General features: G+C 57.0%; 1 protein-coding gene. It reads right to left on the reverse strand.

The genetic code is table 11. The features are described 5' to 3' along the window. Window positions 1-361 precede the first annotated feature (361 nt). Window positions 362-19,123 (reverse strand): non-ribosomal peptide synthetase, encoded by an 18,762-nt coding sequence (locus NSQ58_RS01175; protein ID WP_341056760.1) that lies wholly within the window; start codon window positions 19,121-19,123, stop codon window positions 362-364. Between the last annotated feature and the right edge of the window lie 10 nt (window positions 19,124-19,133).

The raw sequence follows: 19,133 nt of genomic DNA on the forward strand, positions 1-19,133 counted from the left end.
GTGAGATAATGATCTGAAAACAAAAAAACTGCACAAAAAATATCTCGATGGATAAGCCTTGAAAAAACAGCATCATTTTATGATAAATCTAAATGGGATTTATGCAGGAAATGCAGGATATAAAGAGAGTCTTAAAAATCTCAATTCAGCTTATTCGACCCCTTTTACAAAAAAAAAACTACCAAGCAGATTTGGATGGTAGTCTGTTGTGTTTTGTCGATTTTCCAATAAATTGAAATAGTTGCTCAGCGGCACTTGACGTCAGATTCCTGTGGTGGATTTTTCCCTTTCATTTGGAAAAAAACACCCGGCAGGATGCGTACCGAGAGAAATACGGCATACACCCAAGCCGGGTAAGGGATTAGAAAATAATATCAATGGCCTCTAGCTCATCTTGCTCCTGTTCGGATTGCCCGTTCAGGGAAATATCCTTCAACAGCACCGAAGGCTGTTCGCAAATTTGGGTGATGATCACGAGCAGGTCCTGAGCGAAATTGTCGATCAGATTGAGCGTAAACAACTTGGTGGCATATTCAAACTGCCCGTTCATTCCCTCATCCAGCAACGAAATGACCAAGGTAAGGTCAAATTGGGAAACCGTATGAGTTTCCGGATAAGATTCGATCTTGATATCCCCGAAGCTTTGAACGTTATCTTCCTTGGTTTCCAGAGCAAACATGACATCGAATACAGGATTGCGGCTTTGATCTCGCGGCGCCTGCAGCTTTTTCACAAGCTCCTCGAACGGATAATCCTGGTGGTCGTAGGCCCCCAGCATCGTTTCTTTGACTTCGTTCAAGTAAGCGAGGAACGTCTTCTCCCCGGACGGATAATGGCGAATCGCCAAAGTGTTGACAAACATTCCGATGAGCGGCTCCAGGTCGGCATGTGTGCGGCCCGAAACCGGCGTGCCTACAATGAAGTCTTCTTGTCCCGAGTACTTGCTGAGCAGGATTGAATAGGCCGCCAATAACACCATATAAAGGGTGGCACCGTTCTCATCGGCGATGCGCTGCAAGCTGTCGGTGATCTGCTTGTCGATGCTGAAAGTCAGCACATCTCCCTCAAAGCTGCGAGCGGCAGGTCTGACAAAGTCCGTAGGCAGTTCAAGCGTCGGCAGTTCGCCTTCCAGCATGTCCAGCCAGTAGGCTTCCTGACGTTTCAGCCGCTCTTTTACAGGTTCGGACTGCTGCCAAGCGGCGAATTCCTTGTATTGAATCCGAAGCGGTTCCAGAGTCTCGCTGTTATACAGGCGCAGCAGCTCTTCGACGAAGATGCCCATCGACATGCCATCCGTGACGATATGATGAATGTCCAGCATGAGCAGATGCCGTTCCGCTTCCCATTCGACTAAGCCCACACGCAGCAGCGGCGGCCGCTCCAAATCAAAGACGCGTACAAAGCCGTCTACGATGCTCTTCGTTTCACTTTCCGTCGCTTTCGTATACTCGACGGCAAACTTCAAGTCCGGATAAATCCGTTGTACCGGTTCGCCGTCGACCATTTCGAAGCCGGTTCGCAAAATTTCGTGACGAGCTATCAATCCTTTGAGCGCCGCCTCGAATTGATTCCGTTCCAAACGCCCGACGAGAACCGTCATGCCGGACATGTTGTAGCTAAGCTCGGCGCCTTCCATCTGCTGCTGGATGTACAGCCGTTTTTGCACGGAGGAAAGCGGATAGTAATCCCTCTTATCCAGAACCGGAATGGAGAGGTGTTCCTGCCGCTCCAATTGGCTGATCGCTTCGGCCATCGCTTCGATGGTCGAGTGCCGGAACACATCGCGCAGCGGCAGGTCCACGCTCAGCTCCTTGTGCACCTTGCTGACCAGCGTCGTCGCCCGCAGGGAGTGCCCGCCGAGGTCGAAGAAGTTGTCCGTCACGCCAATCGTGACCGGCCCGAGCACGTCCTGCCAGATGGCGACCAGTTTCGCCTCCAGTTCGGTGCGCGGCGCCACGTATTCGCGGCCTGCGCTTGCTCCCCCTTCCGGCGCCGGCAGCGCCTTCCGGTCGATTTTCCCGTTCGGCGTCAGAGGCAGGCGCTCCAGCTCCACGAAGTACGACGGGATCATGTAACCCGGCAGCTCGCTGGAGATCGCCCGTTTCAGGTCTGCCGCCGTCAGTTCGCCATCCGTTGTGTAGTACGCGCACAGCGCTTTCTGCCCGTTCGCGTCACTTCGAACCAGCACCACCGCTTCGCGCACGCCTTCCACCCGCAGCAGCTGCGACTCGATCTCGCCCGTCTCGATCCGGTAGCCCCGGATTTTCGCCTGGTTGTCGATCCGGCCGATGAAGTCCACGTTGCCGTCCTCCATCCACCGCGCCAAGTCTCCCGTGCGGTACAGCCGCTCGCCCGCGGCGAACGGACTGTCTACGAACTTCTCTTCTGTCAGCTCCGGACGGTTCAAGTACCCGCGCGCTACCCCGACTCCGCCGATAACCAGCTCGCCCAGCACCCCGACCGGCACCGGGTTCAGATGCGCGTCCACGATGTAGAATTTCGCATTCAGCCACGCTTTGCCGATCGGCACATGGCCTGTCTGCGGCAGCTTCGCCAGCTCCTCGTCGTAGAAGCTTGAGTCGATCGCCGCTTCCGTCACACCGTAGGCGTTGATGATCCGGAACAACGAGCCGAAGCGTTCCTGCAAGGTCCGGTAATCCGCCACGCTGCAGCTGTCCGAGCTCGTGATCAACAGCTCCATCCAGCTCATATCCAGCCGCTGCTCGTGCACGTACTCCAGGAACGGCACGATCAGCGCCGGCGTCGATTCGAAGATTGTGACCCGCTCCCGCTCAATCCAGTAGTGCAGACGAGACGGATCGATCCGATCGTCCTTCGGCACAATCACCATCGTGCCTCCGTTGTACAGCGTCCGCGCGATATCTCCCACGAACACGTCGAACGAGAAGCTTGCCAGCTGCAGCAGCCGCACCGGGAACTGATCCAACCGGTATTCCCGCCGGTAGCCCGCCGCCGTGTTCACCAGGCTGCGGTGCTCGATCATCACGCCCTTCGGCTTGCCCGTCGTTCCCGACGTATAGATCACGTACGCCAGGTCCTCTGGACGGGCTTCATGGAAGCTGTCGGCATTCGTCCCCTCCTCGCTGTACGAAGTTTCGTCGTCGAGGTACAGCACCGCCGCCAGCGCCAGCTCCTCTTCGCCGAGCCAGGCTTCGGCGCGCTCTCGCAGCGCCGTTTGCGTCAGCAGCACCTTCGCTCCGCTGTCTTCAAGCATGAACCGCACGCGGTCTGCCGGATAATCCGGGTCGAGCGGCACATACGCCCCGCCCGCTTTCCAGACGGCCAGCACGGCCACCAGCAAGTCCACCGAACGCTCGGCGAGAATGCCGACGATCGTCTCCCGGCCGATGCCGCTTGCGCGCAGCGTAGCCGCCAAGCGGTTCGCCCGCTCGTTCAGCTCCGCATAGGTCAGCCGATCATTCTCGTACACGACGGCCGCCTCTTCCGGCGTGCGCTCCGCCTGTTCCTCAAACAGCCGGTGGAACGCGGCCGCAGAAGCCGCTTCCGGCTGCGCCGGGTTAAACGCGCCGAGAATTTGCTCTTTTTCCGCCGGTGTCAAAATGCCCAGCTCGGCAATAGTCGCCGACGGGTTGCAGAGAATGGATTCAAGCAGCTGCAAGTAGTGAGCGGCCAATTTCTCCACCGTTTCGGTTTTATAAAGAGCAGTGGCGTATTCAAACAGATATTCCAAGCCTTCCTCGATCTCCGTGACGTCCAAGCTGAGATCGAATTTAGAAACAATTTCTTCGCTGGCATACGTCGACAAATGGAGTCCGGGAAGCTGGATTTCCAAATTCTCTGTATTCTGCAAAGCAAACATCGTATCGAACAGCGGATTGCGGCGTAAATCACGAGTCACGTTCACCTTATCCACCAGTTCCTCAAACGGATAATTCTGATGTTCAAAAGCGCCCAGCGTCGTCTCCTTGATTTCCTTCAAGTAGTCAAGGAACGTCTTACCGGCAGCCGGATAACTGCGGATGGCCAGGGTATTGACGAACATCCCGATCAGCGGCTGAATGTCGCTGTGATTTCTTCCCGCAATCGGCGTACCGACCACCACGTCTTCTTGTCCTGTATATTTATGCAATAATATTGTATAACCAGCAAGCAGAACCATGTAAAGCGTTGCGCCGTTCTCGGCTGCAAGCCGTTTCAGACCCTCGCTTTTCTCGCTATCCATAAACAATTGCAGCGTGCGGCCCTCGTAGCTCTGCATAGCCGGGCGCGGATAGTCCGTCGGCAATTCCAAAACCGGCAGCTCTCCGCGGAACATGTCGAGCCAGTAGGCTTCCTGCTTGGCAAGCTGAGCTTTCTGCTCGTCCGATTGCTGCCATACCGCATAATCTTTGTACTGAATGCGGAGCGGCTCCAACTGCTCCCCGCTGTACAAGCGGACGAACTCTTCGATCAGTACGTCAATCGAAACGCCGTCAGATACGATATGATGCGTATCGAACATTAGAATGTGCCGGTCCGGCGCCAGTTCGGCAAGGCCTACCCGCAGAAGTGGCGGCTTCGCTAGATCAAACGGACGAACGAATTGGCGCACCGTTTCTTCCGCCTGCTCCCCGCTGATCTGCACATATTCCACCTGGAAGGCGGCTTCTTCGTAAATCCGCTGAACCGCTTCGCCTTTTACCATCTCAAAGCCGGTACGTAGCGTTTCATGACGAGCTACGAGCCCGCGGGACGCTTCTTCAAACCGCTGCCGGTCGAGCTCCCCTTCGAGCAGCATAGCTCCCGGTATGTTGTAGCTCAGCTCGGCTCCTTCCAGCTGGTTCAAGATATAGAGACGTTTCTGAGCGGAAGAGAGCGGATAATACTCGCTAGGTTCCGCAGCCGGAATAGCCGTGAACGAGCCGATCTCCAGCCGCTCCATAGCCGCGGCCATTTCCTCAACCGTCGAGTAGCGGAATACGTCGCGAAGCGGGAATTCAACGCCTAGCTCCTTATGCATTTTGCTGACAAGCGTCGTCGCCCGCAGGGAGTGTCCGCCGAGGTCGAAGAAGTTGTCCGTTACGCCTACCGCCTTCTCCCGAACAAGCACATCGTGCCAAATGGCGGCCAGCTTCTCCTCAAGTTCGGTGCGCGGCGCCACGTATTCGCGGCCTCCGCCTGCTCCCCCTTCCGGTGCCGGCAGCGCCTTCCGGTCGATCTTTCCGTTCGGCGTCAGAGGCAGGCGCTCCAGCTCCACGAAGTACGACGGGATCATGTACCCCGGCAGCTCGCTGGCAATCGCCCGCTTCAGGTCCGCCGCCGTCAAGCCTTCTTCCGCTGTATAATAAGTGCACAAAGCTTTCTGACCTTCTTGATCTTCCCTGACGACGACGACCGCTTCCTTTACGCCACCTACACTCAGTAGCTTCGCTTCGACTTCGCCCGTCTCAATCCGGTACCCCCGGATTTTCGCCTGGTTGTCGATCCGGCCGATGAAGTCCACGTTCCCGTCCTCCATCCACCGCGCCAAGTCTCCCGTGCGGTACAGCCGCTCGCCCGCGGCGAATGGGCTGTCTACGAACTTCTCTTCCGTCAGCTCCGGACGGTTCAAGTACCCGCGCGCTACCCCGACTCCGCCGATGACCAGCTCGCCCAGCACCCCGACCGGCACCGGATTCAGATGCGCATCCACGATGTAGAATTTCGCATTCAGCCACGCTTTGCCAATCGGCACATGGCCTGTCTGCGGCAGCTTCGTCAGCGGCTCGTCGTAGAAGCTTGAGTCGATCGCCGCTTCCGTCACGCCGTAGGCGTTGATGATCCGGAACAACGAGCCGAAGCGTTCCTGCAAGGTCCGGTAATCCGCCACGCTGCAGCTGTCCGAGCTCGTGATTAACAGCTCCATCCAGCTCATATCCAGCCGCTGCTCGTGCACGTACTCCAGGAACGGCACGATCAGCGCCGGCGTCGATTCGAAGATGGTGACCCGCTCCCGCTCAATCCAGTAGTGCAGACGAGACGGATCGATCCGATCGTCCTTCGGCACAATCACCATCGTGCCTCCGTTGTACAGCGTCCGCGCGATATCTCCCACGAACACGTCGAACGAGAAGCTTGCGAGCTGCAGCAGCCGCACCGGGAACTGGTCCAACCGGTATTCCCGCCGGTAGCCCGCCGCCGTGTTCACCAGGCTGCGGTGCTCGATCATCACGCCCTTCGGCTTGCCCGTCGTTCCCGACGTATAGATCACGTACGCCAGGTCCTCTGGACGGGCTTCATGGAAGCTGTCGGCATTCGTCCCCTCCTCGCTGTACGAAGTTTCGTCGTCGAGGTACAGCACCGCCGCCAGCGCCAGCTCCTCTTCGCCGAGCCAGGCTTCGGCGCGCTCTCGCAGCAGCGTTTGCGTCAGCAGCACCTTCGCTCCGCTGTCTTCGAGCATGAACCGCACGCGCTCCGCCGGGTAATCCGGGTCGAGCGGCACATACGCACCGCCCGCTTTCCAGACGGCCAGCACGGCCACCAGCAAGTCCACCGAACGCTCGGCGAGAATGCCGACGATCGACTCCCGGCCGATGCCGCTTGCGCGCAGCGTGGCCGCCAAGCGATTCGCCCGCTCGTTCAGCTCCGCATACGTCAGCCGGTCATTCTCGTACACGACAGCTGCCGCTTCCGGCGTGCGCTCCGCCTGTTCCTCGAACAGCCGGTGGAACGCCGACGCAGGAGCCGCTTCCGGCTGCGCCGGGTTAAACGCGCCAAGAATTTGCTCTTTTTCCGCCGCCGTCAAAAGCTCCAACTGATTCACGCGGATGTTTGGGTTAGCCGCAACCTTCTCCAGTGCCCGGGCAAAATGACCGTGGATCAGCCTGATGTCTTCCTCTCTGAACGTCAGCGCATTGTACGTAAACCGCAGCAAAATATGCTCTTCCGGAATGACGGTAATGTCCAGGTCGTAGTTCGTTTGCTCCGGCGACTGGATATTAGCGATTTTCAGCGCTTCTTTGTCTCCGCCGACGACCTGCTCAATCTGTTCTTCCATCGGATAATTTTCGAAGACCATGATATGGTTGATCAAATCGCGCTTTTGCTCGCTCAGCGACTGAATTTCGAACAGCGGGAACGTTTCGTAAGCTCCCGATGCCAGCGCTTGATCCTGGGTTTTTCTCAAGATATCGGCTACCGTCTCCTCGGCTTTGCCTTGAATACGGACCGGGATCGTATTAATAAACAGGCCGATCATGCTTTCGATGCCCGGAATTTCCGCCGGACGCCCGGATACGACGGAGCCGAATACGACATCCTCGCTGTTGTTGTATACCTGCAGAACCAGTCCCCATACGGTCTGCATGAACGTATTGAGCGTCACCTGCTGCTGGCGCGCCACCCGCTCGATTTGCCCGGTCAGTTCCTTGCTGAGTTCCACATCGATTTCAGCCGCTTCAAAAGCGCCCTGCTTCAGCTGCGTTTTCTCCTGGGGCAGCTTGGTCTGCTGATCGTAACCCGCCAAATACTCGGACCAGTAACGCGAAGCTTTCGCGGCATCTTGAGCTTCCAGCCATTCGATATACCGGGAGTACGAGGTAACCGGAGGAAGCTCCAGCGTCCGCTTCTCCTGGAACGCGAAGTAGGTGTCGAACACTTCCTTGATCATAAAGGACATGCACCAGCCGTCCATCAAAATGTGATGGTGACTCCAGATCACATGGTAGGACTCGTCGCCCGTGCGCAAAACTGTCACGCGCATAAGAGAGCCTCGGGCCAAATCGAACTTGTTCGCTTTATCCGCGCTGACGAAATCGGCTATCATCTTCTCCGGGTCATCATCGCTTACTGAGCGAATATCTTCGAAGTACACTTCACACTTCCGCTCACGGAATACCACTTGAATCGGCTCGTCTCTCCAGCCGGTAATAAAGTTGGTCCGCAGCGCCTCATTCCGCTGCACCAGCGTATCCAATCCTTGGGTGAAGGCTTCGACATTCAGGCTTCCGTACAGATCGAAGGTCACCTGTTCGAAGTAAGCTTCCGAATCGGCATCCAGCAGGCTGTGGAACAACATCCCTTTTTGCAGCGGAGTCAGGGTGTATACATTCTCCAGTTCGCCGAGCGCCGCCGTATGTTCGGTCAGCCGCTCCAGTTCCTCCAACGTCACATCTTGAAGCAGTACGTCGCTAGGCGTAAGCTCCGGCCGCTCTTTCGATACGCAATGGCTGATGACTTCACGCAAGCTCGAATGAAGCAGGGTGCCCAGGCGCTCTACCGTTTCCCGTTTATACTGGGTTTCCCCATAACGGATCGTGAGTTCCTGTACTCCTTCCGACACCATACCGTTGATATCGAGGACATAATCCATCACTGCATTCGGGCTTGAATCGGAGCCCGGGCTGAACGGAGACGGCCTCGAGCCGCTGCTTTCGTAATCCTGGTCGAACTGACCCAAATAGTTAAAGCTGATCTCCGGCTCCAAAGCGAAGCGCTCGCCGTCACGCGGCGCCGACAAATAACGCAGGATGCCGTAGCCGATTCCTTTGTTCGGAATGCGGCGCAAGCTTTCTTTAACCTGTTTCACCTGATGACCGAGCGCCTGGGCGTGACCCGGCTCCAGAACGACAGGGAATTGGCTTGTAAACCAGCCTACCGTGCGCGTAATGTCCACATCCGGCAAAATATCTTCCCGGCCGTGGCCTTCGAGATTCACCAGCACGCGTTCCTGGCCGCTCCAAGCTTGTACCGCGAGGCCAAGCGCGGCAAGCAGCAAATCGTTCATTTCCGTATGGTAAGCACGGTGTGCCTGCTTCAGCAGCTGTTCGGTTTCCTCCGCCGTCCAGCGAACGGTCACGAGCCCGCTGTCCTTCAGCTTGGATCTGCCTTGTTCAAAATCTTTCGGAAGCGGCTCATAGGTCAATTGCTCGATATGCTGCCAATACTCTCTCTCGTTTTCCATCGCCGGACCGTTCGCATAATCAGCGAGCTGTTTCGCCCACGTTTGGAATGAATCCGTTTTGAGCGGCAGACGGATCGGCTGCCCTTGCAGCGCCTGCTCATAGCCGGCAGCAAGATCCTCAAGCAGAATCCGCCAGGATACGCCGTCTACGACCAAGTGATGGATCGCGATGAGCAGGTGGTCGCCGTCGTCGCAGCGGAACAAGCCGAGCTTCACCAGCGGACCGTTTTCCAGATCGATGCTCGCTTGAATGTCATTCGCCTTAGCCTCTACCGCTTCTTTCACGTCGCCGACTCCCTTGAAATCGACAACTTCCAGATCGAACAGCGCTTCGTTCTCCCCGGCGCCGCGGTTCCAGGCGGTATAGCCGTTCTCGGTTTGGCGGTAAACCGTACGGAGAGCATCGTGATGCACGACAAGCTGACGCACCGCTTGGCGTAAAGCTTCTTCGTCAAAGCCTTGCTTGGAGAACTGCATGAACGCCTGGTTGCTGTGATGCACGTCGGCCGGATTTTGTTCAAAGAACCAGCGCTGAATCGGGGTCAAGATGACCTCTCCCGTCACTTCGGCCTGGCTTGCCGTTCTCTCCGCCGTTTGCAGCTGCAAACTAAGGGCGGAAATCGTCGGGTAATGGAACAAATCTTTCATGACCAGCTTGTACCCCGTTTGCAAAAGACGGGACGATACCTGCAAGGCCTTGATCGAATCGCCGCCGAGCGCAAAGAAATTGTCCATCGTGCCGACCTGATCCACGCCCAGCACCGACTGCCAGACCGATGCAAGTGCTTGCTCGGCAGGAGTACGAGGCGCCGTGTATGCAGCCTCGGCACGAATGCTTCCTTCCGGCACAGGCAGCGCTTTACGGTCGATCTTCCCGTTCGGCGTAAGCGGCATTTGATCCAGGCGCATGATGCGCGAAGGCACCATATGGGAAGGCAGCGCGGCGTCCAGATGGGCCACAAGCCCTTCCAGATCGAAGCTGGAATCCGCTACGACATACCCGCACAAATATTTCTGCCCCCGCTCGTCCGTCCGGTCGATGACAAGCGCTTGACGCACGCCGGCAACATTTTTCATGGCCGCTTCAATTTCACCAAGCTCGATCCGATAGCCGCGAATTTTCACCTGGTTGTCGATCCGGCCGATGAAGTCCACGTTGCCGTCCGGCATCCAGCGCGCCAGGTCACCCGTCCGGTACAGCCGCTCCCCAGCGGCGAACGGGCTGTCTACGAATTTCTCCGCCGTCAAATCCGGGCGGTTCAAGTAACCGCGGGCCACACCCGCTCCGCCGATAACCAGCTCGCCCAACACCCCGATCGGCACCGGCTTCAGATTCGCATCCACGATGTAGAACTTGGCGTTCAGCCACGCTTTCCCGATCGGCACGCTGCCCGTCTTCGGCAGCTTCTCCAGCGGCTCGTCATAGAAGCTGGAGTCAATCGCCGCTTCCGTTACGCCGTAGCTGTTAATAATACGGAACTGCGAGCCGAAGCGCTCCTGCAAGGTGCGGTAATCCGCTACGCTGCACGCATCCGAGCTTGTGATCAGCAGCTGCATCGAGCTGAGGTCCATATCCTCGGCATGCACATGCTCCATGAACGGCACGATCAGCGCTGGCGTCGATTCGAACACCGTCACGGCGTAGTCGCGAATCCAGCCGTAGAGGCGGGTTGGATCAATCCGGTCGTCCTTCGGCACGATGACCATGGTGCCGCCGTTGTACAGCGTCCGCGCAATATCGCCGACGAACACGTCGAACGAGAAGCTGGCGAGCTGCAGCAGCCGGATCGGGAACTGATCCAGGCGGTAGTCCCGCCGGTAGCCCGCCGCCGTGTTCACCAGGCTGCGGTTTTCCACCGCCACGCCCTTTGGACGGCCCGTCGTACCGGAGGTGTAGATGACGTAAGCCAAATCGTGCGGCTTGTTCACATTCGCCGGATTCGATGCGAGATCCGCCGCTAGTACGTTCTTCTCGGCTTCTGCCGTGGCGGACGTTTCGGCGGCAGCCGTTTCCGCTTGCGCCAAAGCCTCCGCCTCTGCGCCTGCTTCGCCCACAGCCGCTTCCGCCGCTCCGAGGCTGTACGTCGCGGCGTCGTCAAGCGCAAGCACCGTTTGCAGCACTAGAGCTCCGTCGCTGCGCCAAGCTTCCGCCTGCTCCAGCAGGCGGGTCTGCGTGAGCAGCACCGACGCCCCGCTGTCCGCTAGCATATACTCGATCCGCTCCGCCGGATAGTCCGGGTCGAGCGGCACATAAGCGCCGCCCGCTTTCCATACGGCGAGCACCCCGATCAACAGCTCCGCCGAACGGTCGGCCAGAATGCCGACCACCTGTTCCGGCTTCACCCCGCGCGCCCGCAGTGCATACGCCAGACGATTCGCTTTGGCGTTCAGCTCCGCATACGTCAGCTTACTGTCTTCGTAGACAACCGCCAACGCTCCCGGAGTGCGCTCCGCCTGCTCCTCGAACAGCTCGTGGAACGTTCTCTCTCTCCACGACTCATCCGCCTCCAAACCTGTACCCTCTGCGGCGGGTTGCTTCGCAAGAGCCGGAGACGACACGTCAAACTCGACCAGGAAATCATGCTTTTCGCTGTCCGTCAAGATATCCAAATCCGAAATCCGCGCACCCGGCTGAGCCAGGATCGACGCCAAAAGCTGCTCGTAATGACCCGCCAGCCGTACCATCGTTTCCTGTCTAAACAACGAGGTAGCGTACTCGATCTTGCAAACCAGCTCGTTATCGGCTTCCACGATATCAAAGCTAAGATCAAACTTTGCCGTCTTTTCCTCGATGTCGAACAGCGACCATTGCAAGCCTTCCAGGGTTAAATCCAAGCTTTCGTGCTTTTGCAAAGAAAACATGGTGTCAAACAGAGGATTCCGGCTTAAATCCCGGCTCACCTGAAGAGCTTCCACCAGCTCCTCGAACGGATAGTCCTGGTGCTCGTAGGCTCCAAGCGTCGTTTCCTTCACTTCCTGCAAGTAATCCAGGAACGTCCGCTCCGCCGCCGGACCCAAGCGAAGGGCCAGCGTATTGACGAACATGCCGATAATCGGCTGCAGGTCGGCGTGAGAACGGGCGGCAATCGGAGTGCCGACCACTATATCTTCCTGTCCCGCGTATTTATGAAGCAATACGGAGTACGCAGCCAGCAGAAGCATGTACAGCGTCGCCCCCGAATCGCCGGCAAGCCGTTTGAGAGCTTCGCTTTTCTCCGCATCCAGCGTAAACGTGAGCGTTTGACCGTCAAACTGCTGGACGGCCGGGCGGGAGAAGTCGAGAGGCAGCTCAAGAACCGGAAGCTCGGAGCTGAATACCCCGCGCCAGTATTCCTCCTGCCGTTTGATGCGCTGGCGCTGCTCCTCGGATTGCTGCCAAACGGCGTAATCCTTGTATTGAATCCGCAGCTCCGGCAATTCTTCCCCATTGTAAAGCCGCACGAATTCACGCAGCAGCACGTCCATGGAAAGGCCGTCGGAACCAATATGATGAATATCCAGCGCGAGCAGGAATTTCTCTTTCTCCAGTTCGATCAGCAGGGCGCGCAGCAAAGGCGGCTGGGTCAAGTCAAAAGGCTGAATGAAGCCTTCAAGAATGGCCGCAACCTGATCTTCGCTTGCTTGAAGCTTCTCGACCTTGAAAGCTACGAGCGGATGAATACGCTGAACCGGCTCCCCATTCACGATTTCAAATCCGGTGCGCAGCATATCGTGCCGGGCCACCAAAGTAGTCAGCGCCTTTTCCACTTTGGCCTCGTTCAAAGCCCCTCTCAATTGCAAGGCGCTTGGGAGATTATAATTCAGCTCCAAGCTATCCAGCTGGTGCAGGACGTACAGCCTTTTTTGCGCGGAGGAAACCGGATAGTACGCTTTCTCTTCCGCTTTCGGAATCGAGCTGTGCTGCGATTCTTCCAAGCTGGCAATAGCCCCGGCCATCGATTCTACCGTCATATAGCGGAACACATCGCGCAGCGGAAGTTCGACGTTCATTTCCTTCCGAATCTTGCTGACAAGGTTCGTCGCCCGCAAGGAGTGGCCTCCGAGCTCGAAGAAATTGTCCAGGACTCCAATACCGGAGTAACCCAGCACTTCCTCCCAGATCTTCACAAGCTCGGACTCCGTCCGGTTACGCGGTGCTACATATTCGACGCCCGTCTGCAAGCTGCCTTGGGGCTCCGGCAGCGCTTTGCGGTCTACTTTGCCGTTGGCCGTCAGCGGCATGCGCTCCAGCTGCACGAAGTACGACGGGATCATGTACCCCGGCATTCCCTGGGCCAGCGAGGTTCTCATTTCGCTGACCGTCAGTGTCCGGTCCGCCACAAAGTAGGCGACAAGTGCCTTCTCGCCCCCGCCGTCCTGACGGGCAAGCACCACCGCTTCTTCCACGCCCTCGACGTTCAGCAGCTGCGTCTCGATTTCGTCCAGTTCGATCCGGTAACCGCGGATTTTGACCTGGTGATCGATTCGGCCCAGGTATTCGATATTGCCGTCCGGCAGCCAAGCCGCCAAGTCGCCCGAGCGGTACAGTTTCTCCCCCTCCGCAAACGGGGAATCGACGAACTTCTCCGCCGTCAGATCCGGACGGTTCAGATATCCTCTTGCAAGGCCTTCCCCGGCCACGTACATTTCGCCCGCTACGCCGATCGGCACAGGGCGGCAGCTTTCATCCAGGACGTACACCCTCAGCGTCGGGATCGGCTTGCCGATATTGCTCTTCGCCGCCTCTATTTCGACCCATGTGATTTCCTTATATGTCACGTGAACCGTCGTCTCGGTAATGCCGTACATATTGATTAGCTTCGTCGTCGGGTACTTCGTCTTGAAGCCCTTGAGCAGCAGCGGACTCAGCGCTTCGCCCCCAAAGATCACATTGCGAATCCGCAAATCGTATGGATGATCCGTCAAGACCTCACGCAGCAGCTGGTAGAAGTACGTTGGTGTCTGGTTCAAAATGGTAACCTGTTCGCGGCCCAGCAGCGCCAGGAAATCGGCCGGATTTTTCGCCGTGAGCGGCGGTACGATGACCAGCTTGCCTCCGTACAGCAGCGCTCCGTACATTTCCCAGACAGAGAAATCGAAGCAGAACGAGTGGAACAGCGTCCACGTGTCGGACGGCCCGAAGTCGAACAGGTTCTTGTCGTTGAACAGGAGCCGCACGACGTTCTTATGCTCGATCAGCGTTCCTTTCGGTCTGCCGGTCGTTCCCGACGTGTAGATGACATATGCCAGGTTGCCCGGCCCGGAAATCGGCTCCAGGTTCGAAGCGTCCAGCACATCGTCGGAGTCCGCTCCTCTGTCGCCCCAAACGAAATCGTCCAATTCGAGGCGCGTTCCTGCGAAGTCGGTCTTCTCGTGCAGATGCTTTTGAATCAGCAATAACGGCGCGCCCGAATCCTCGATCATGAAGCGGATGCGCTCCTCCGGGTAGTCGGGATCGACAGGCACGTAGGCTCCGCCCGCTTTGAGAATCGCCAGAATGCCGACGACCATATCGAGCGAGCGTTCGGCCAGAATCGCTACCAGCTGGTCCGCTTCTACTCCCGTCTCCCGCAGCTTCCGCGCAAGGCGGTTGGATCGCTCGTTCAGCTCGCGGTAGGTCAGCTGCCGCTCGTTCATGACGGCGGCCACGTTGTCCGGGTAAAGCTCCGCCTGCTCTTCGAACAAGCCGTGAATCGTCTGCTGCCGCGGGTAGTCCGCCTCCGAATCGTTGAAACCGCGCACCAGCTCGCGGATTTCCTCCTCCGTGAGCATTTCCAGCGAGGCAATATCCCCGTCCGGCGCTGCTGCGATGGTTTCGAGCAGCTTGTCATAATGTCTGGCGAACCGCTCCGCGGTCTCTTGTTTATACAAAGCCGTAGCGTACTCCAACCGGCATTCGAGCTGACCGTCCAGCTCCGAAATATCCAGGAGCAGCTCGAACTTGGATGTTTGGTTTTCCAGTGGATAAAACGATTGCTCCAGCCCCTCGATGACAATTTGCTCGTTCTCCGTATTTTGTAGGGAGAAGAACGTGTCAAAGAGCGGATTCCGGCCGGTCGCGCGCGGAATGTGAAGACTTACTACCAAGTCTTCGAACAAATAATTTTGGTGTTCGAAAGCCCCGAGCGTGATGTCCTTGATTTCTTCCAGGTACGAAAGGTACGGCTTGGAACGCTCCGGACGGCTGCGAATGGCCAGCGTGTTGATAAACATCCCTACGATCGGCTGCACTTCTTCCTGCGTTCTTCCGGCAATCGGCGTTCCTACGATCAGATCTTCCTGACCCGAATATTTATGCATAAGGATGGTGTAAGCCGACAGCAGCACCATGTACAGGGTCGTCCCCGTCCGTGCCGCCAGTTCTTTCAGCTTCTCTGTCCGCTCTTTCCCGATATAAAACTTCACGGTCCGGCCGTCAAAGCTTTGCACGGCAGGCCGCGGGAAGTCCGTCGGCAGCTCCAAGACCGGCAGCTCGCCCGACAGCTGTTCCAGCCAGTACTCCTTCTGCAGCTGGAGCAGCTGCCCGTAAGCTTCGGAATGCTGCCAAACGGCATAATCTTTGTATTGAATGCGCAGCGGGGTCAGCTCCTCGCCCCGATACAGGCGGCTGAACTCGTCGAAGAGCAGCGCTGTCGAAATGCCGTCCGAGACGATATGGTGCATATCGAACAGCAGAATGTGGCGATCCTCGGCGACTTCGATCAGGCCGATGCGGAGAAGTGGGGGCTTGGTCACATCAAACGGATGATAGTAAGCTTCCACCACTTGGTCCACTTCCCGCTCGCTCCCCTGGAAATAATCTACAGCAAACTCCACCTCGTCATAGATGCGCTGGACAAGCTCGCCTTGAACCTGCTCGATCCCGGTACGCAGCGTCTCATGGCGCTGAATCAGCGCCCGGAACGCGTGCTCGACGCGCGTGCGGTCCAGCTTGCCTTCGAGAAGAAGCGCCGCCGACATATTGTAGCTGCGCTCGGCCCCGTCAAGCTGGCGCAGGACGTACAGACGCTTTTGCTCGGATGAAACCGGATAGTACTCGGCCTCAGCCGCCTTTGTGATCTCATACGTCTCCTGCTGCCTTAAACCGCTGATTCTTTGGGCCAGCTGTTCGATCGTGGTGTAGCGGAAAACTTCCCGCAACGGAACCTCGACTTGCAGCTCTTTCCGAATTTTGGAAACAAGCGTGGAGGCCCGCAAGGAATGACCACCCAAGTCAAAGAAATCGTCTTGGACTCCAACTCGCGCAATACCCAGCACCTGCTGCCAAATGAGGGCAAGTCTTGTTTCCAGCGTTGTGCGAGGAGCCACATACTCACGGCCTGCTTCTACCTCTCCGGTCGGTTCAGGCAGCGCTTTACGGTCAATTTTGCCGTTCGGCGTGAGCGGAAGCTTATCAAGAGACACCAGCCGGGCCGGGACCATATGGGCCGGCAGCTCTTGCTTCAATTGGGACAGCAGATCGCTCAGCTGCAAGGAAGCATCCGCCGCCACGTAGCCGCACAAATACTTTTGCCCCTGCTCATCCGTACGGTCGGTCACCACAGCCTGCTTGACGCCCGGGAAACGCAGCAGGGCCGTTTCAATTTCGCCGAGTTCGATCCGGAACCCGCGAATTTTCACCTGATAGTCGATCCGGCCGATGAAGTCGACGTTGCCGTCTTTCAGCCAGCGGGCCAAATCGCCTGTCCGGTACAGACGTTCGCCCGGCACAAACGGGCTGTCCGCAAACTTCTCGGCGGTTAGGTCCGGACGGTTCCAGTACCCGCGCGCCACCCCGGCGCCGCCGATGACAAGCTCGCCCGGAACCCCTACAGGAACCGGCTTTAACGCGGCATCGACAATGTAAAACCGGGCGTTCAGCCAAGCTTTGCCGATCGGCACATGACCCGACGGCGGCAGCTTATCCAGCGGCTCACCGTAAAAGCTGCTGTCAATGGCCGCTTCGGTAACGCCATAGCTGTTGATGATGCGGAATTGTCCGCCGAATCTTTCCTGCAGCAATCGGTAATCGGTGACACTGCAAGCATCCGAGCTGGTAATCAGCAACTGCATGGAGCTAACGTCCAGCCCTTCTTCATAAATATGCTGCATGAACGGCAGGATGAGCGCAGGCGTCGATTCGAATACCGTAATGTTTTGGTCCCGAATCCAGCCGTACAAGAGGTTCGGATCAATCCGGTCATCCTTCGGCACAATCACCATCGTGCCTCCGTTATACAGCGTCCGCGCGATGTCTCCGACGAACACGTCAAACGAGAAGCTGGCCAGCTGCAGCAGCCGCACCGGAAACTGATCCAACCGGTACTCGCGACGGTACGCATCCGCCGTATTCACGAGACTACCGTGCTCGATCATGACGCCTTTCGGGCGTCCCGTCGTACCCGAGGTGTAAATCACATAAGCCAAGTCTTGCAGGGCGCTGCCGGCAGATTCAAATTCCACGGCTAAGGCATCCCCGTTATAAATCTGTTCATCGTCCATGGCATAGACAGCTTGAAGCTTCAGCCGGTCATCGGCCAACCAACCTCCGGCCCGCTCCAACAGATGACGCTGCGTAAGCAGCACCGATGCATCGCTATCGCTGAGCATGTACTCAATCCGCTCCGCCGGATAATCGGGGTCCAGCGGTACATAGGCTCCGCCGGCTTTCCAAACGGCGAGCACCCCGACCAGCAGTTCCACCGAACGCTCCGCCCAGATCCCCGTAATCGTCTCCCTTCCCACGCCCTGTTCGCGAAGGAGAGAAGCCAGCCGCTCGGCGCGTTCGTTCAATTCGCCGTAGGTCAGCTGTTTGTCCATGTAGACGACTGCCGGATGATCCGGAATTTCCCGGGCAAACTTTTCAACATACCGATGAAACGCTTCTCCCTCGCTCAGCCCTGCCACCGGCGGGTTAAAAACGTTGAGAATGCGGTGTCTCTCCTCATCGCTCAGCAGAGAAATCTCGCGTACCGGCAGTTCGGGAGTCTGAAGAAACTGGTCCAGAACGGTTACATACTGTTCCATAATCCGATCAATCTCGGCCGTCTCGAACAGGCCGGTACGATAGGAAGCATGGAGAATTACATGGCCTTCATTCAGCATATGGTCGAAGCGCAGCAGCAAATCGTCCATCTCGTGCCTAGCGAAGTGAGCCTCCAGGCGTACCTTGATTTCTTCGTACTCCACGATTTTCAAAGGCAGATATTCCAGAGACGTGCGGAACAGCCCCGAAAGATCGTTGCGGCCGTGTTGTTCGCGTAAATCCTGGATCAATTGGTTATAAGGGTATTTCTGATACCTCAGATCCGCCGTATTTTCCTTGGAAACCGTTTGGATCAAGGAAAGCACGTGCCTGTCTGGATTCAGACGAATCCGCGTAGCCACGGTGCTGACGAACATGCCGATCGTTTCTTTTTCCTTCTTGCTGGTGCGATTGGCGAAAACCGTGCCGACCGGAACATCGGTGCTGTCGGTCAGCTTGTACAATAAGGCGTACATGGCGGACAGAAATAACGTATATAAGCTGACCTGATATTGTTCGCTAAAGGCCAGAATGCGTTCATACCGGGAACCGTCCAAAGTGATGGCCAGTTTATTGGATTCGCTGCCGATCGAGAATGGCGGATACGATTTAATGCCGGTCGTTTCAGGCAAAGTGTTGTACTTCGTCAGCCAGTATTCCTTGCCTTTTTGATAACGCTGCGATTGCTCATATTCACGCTCCGCGGAAATATAATCCAGATAGGAAGGGGCCTGGTAACTGCTGGAGATGCCTTTGCGCAGTTCCAGGTATTTTTCCATCACCGCATGCAGCAAAGCATTGACGGACAAGCCGTCGGCGATAATATGATTTACCGTCAAATTGAGCCATACTTGGCCGTTCGCAAAATGGATAATCGTAAATTGGTAGAGGTGTTCGTCGAACACGCTGGCCGGTTTTTCGCTTACTTCTTTCACCCAAGCATAGAATTGTTCGGTTGTGCCTATTTCGAGGCGGCTTATCCTAGCTTGGACATTCTCCGGCTCTTCGAACCACTGCGTTGGATTTTGCAAATCCCCGCTAATGCGGATTCGGAAAACGTCATAGGTTTTGACGATCTCTGCCGCCGCTTGCTCCAGAAGCTGTGTGTTGATCTCGCCCGTAATCTGGTAGGTCGCGGAAAGCATCGTGATGGACGTTCCCGGATTCATAATTTCCATGAACCATATTCGGCGCTGGGCTTGCGTTAATCCATATTGCTCGTTGGTATTCTCTCTCACATCGACACAC

The organism is Paenibacillus sp. FSL M7-0134, from assembly GCF_038007865.1.
GTDB lineage: Bacteria > Bacillota > Bacilli > Paenibacillales > Paenibacillaceae > Paenibacillus > Paenibacillus polymyxa_B.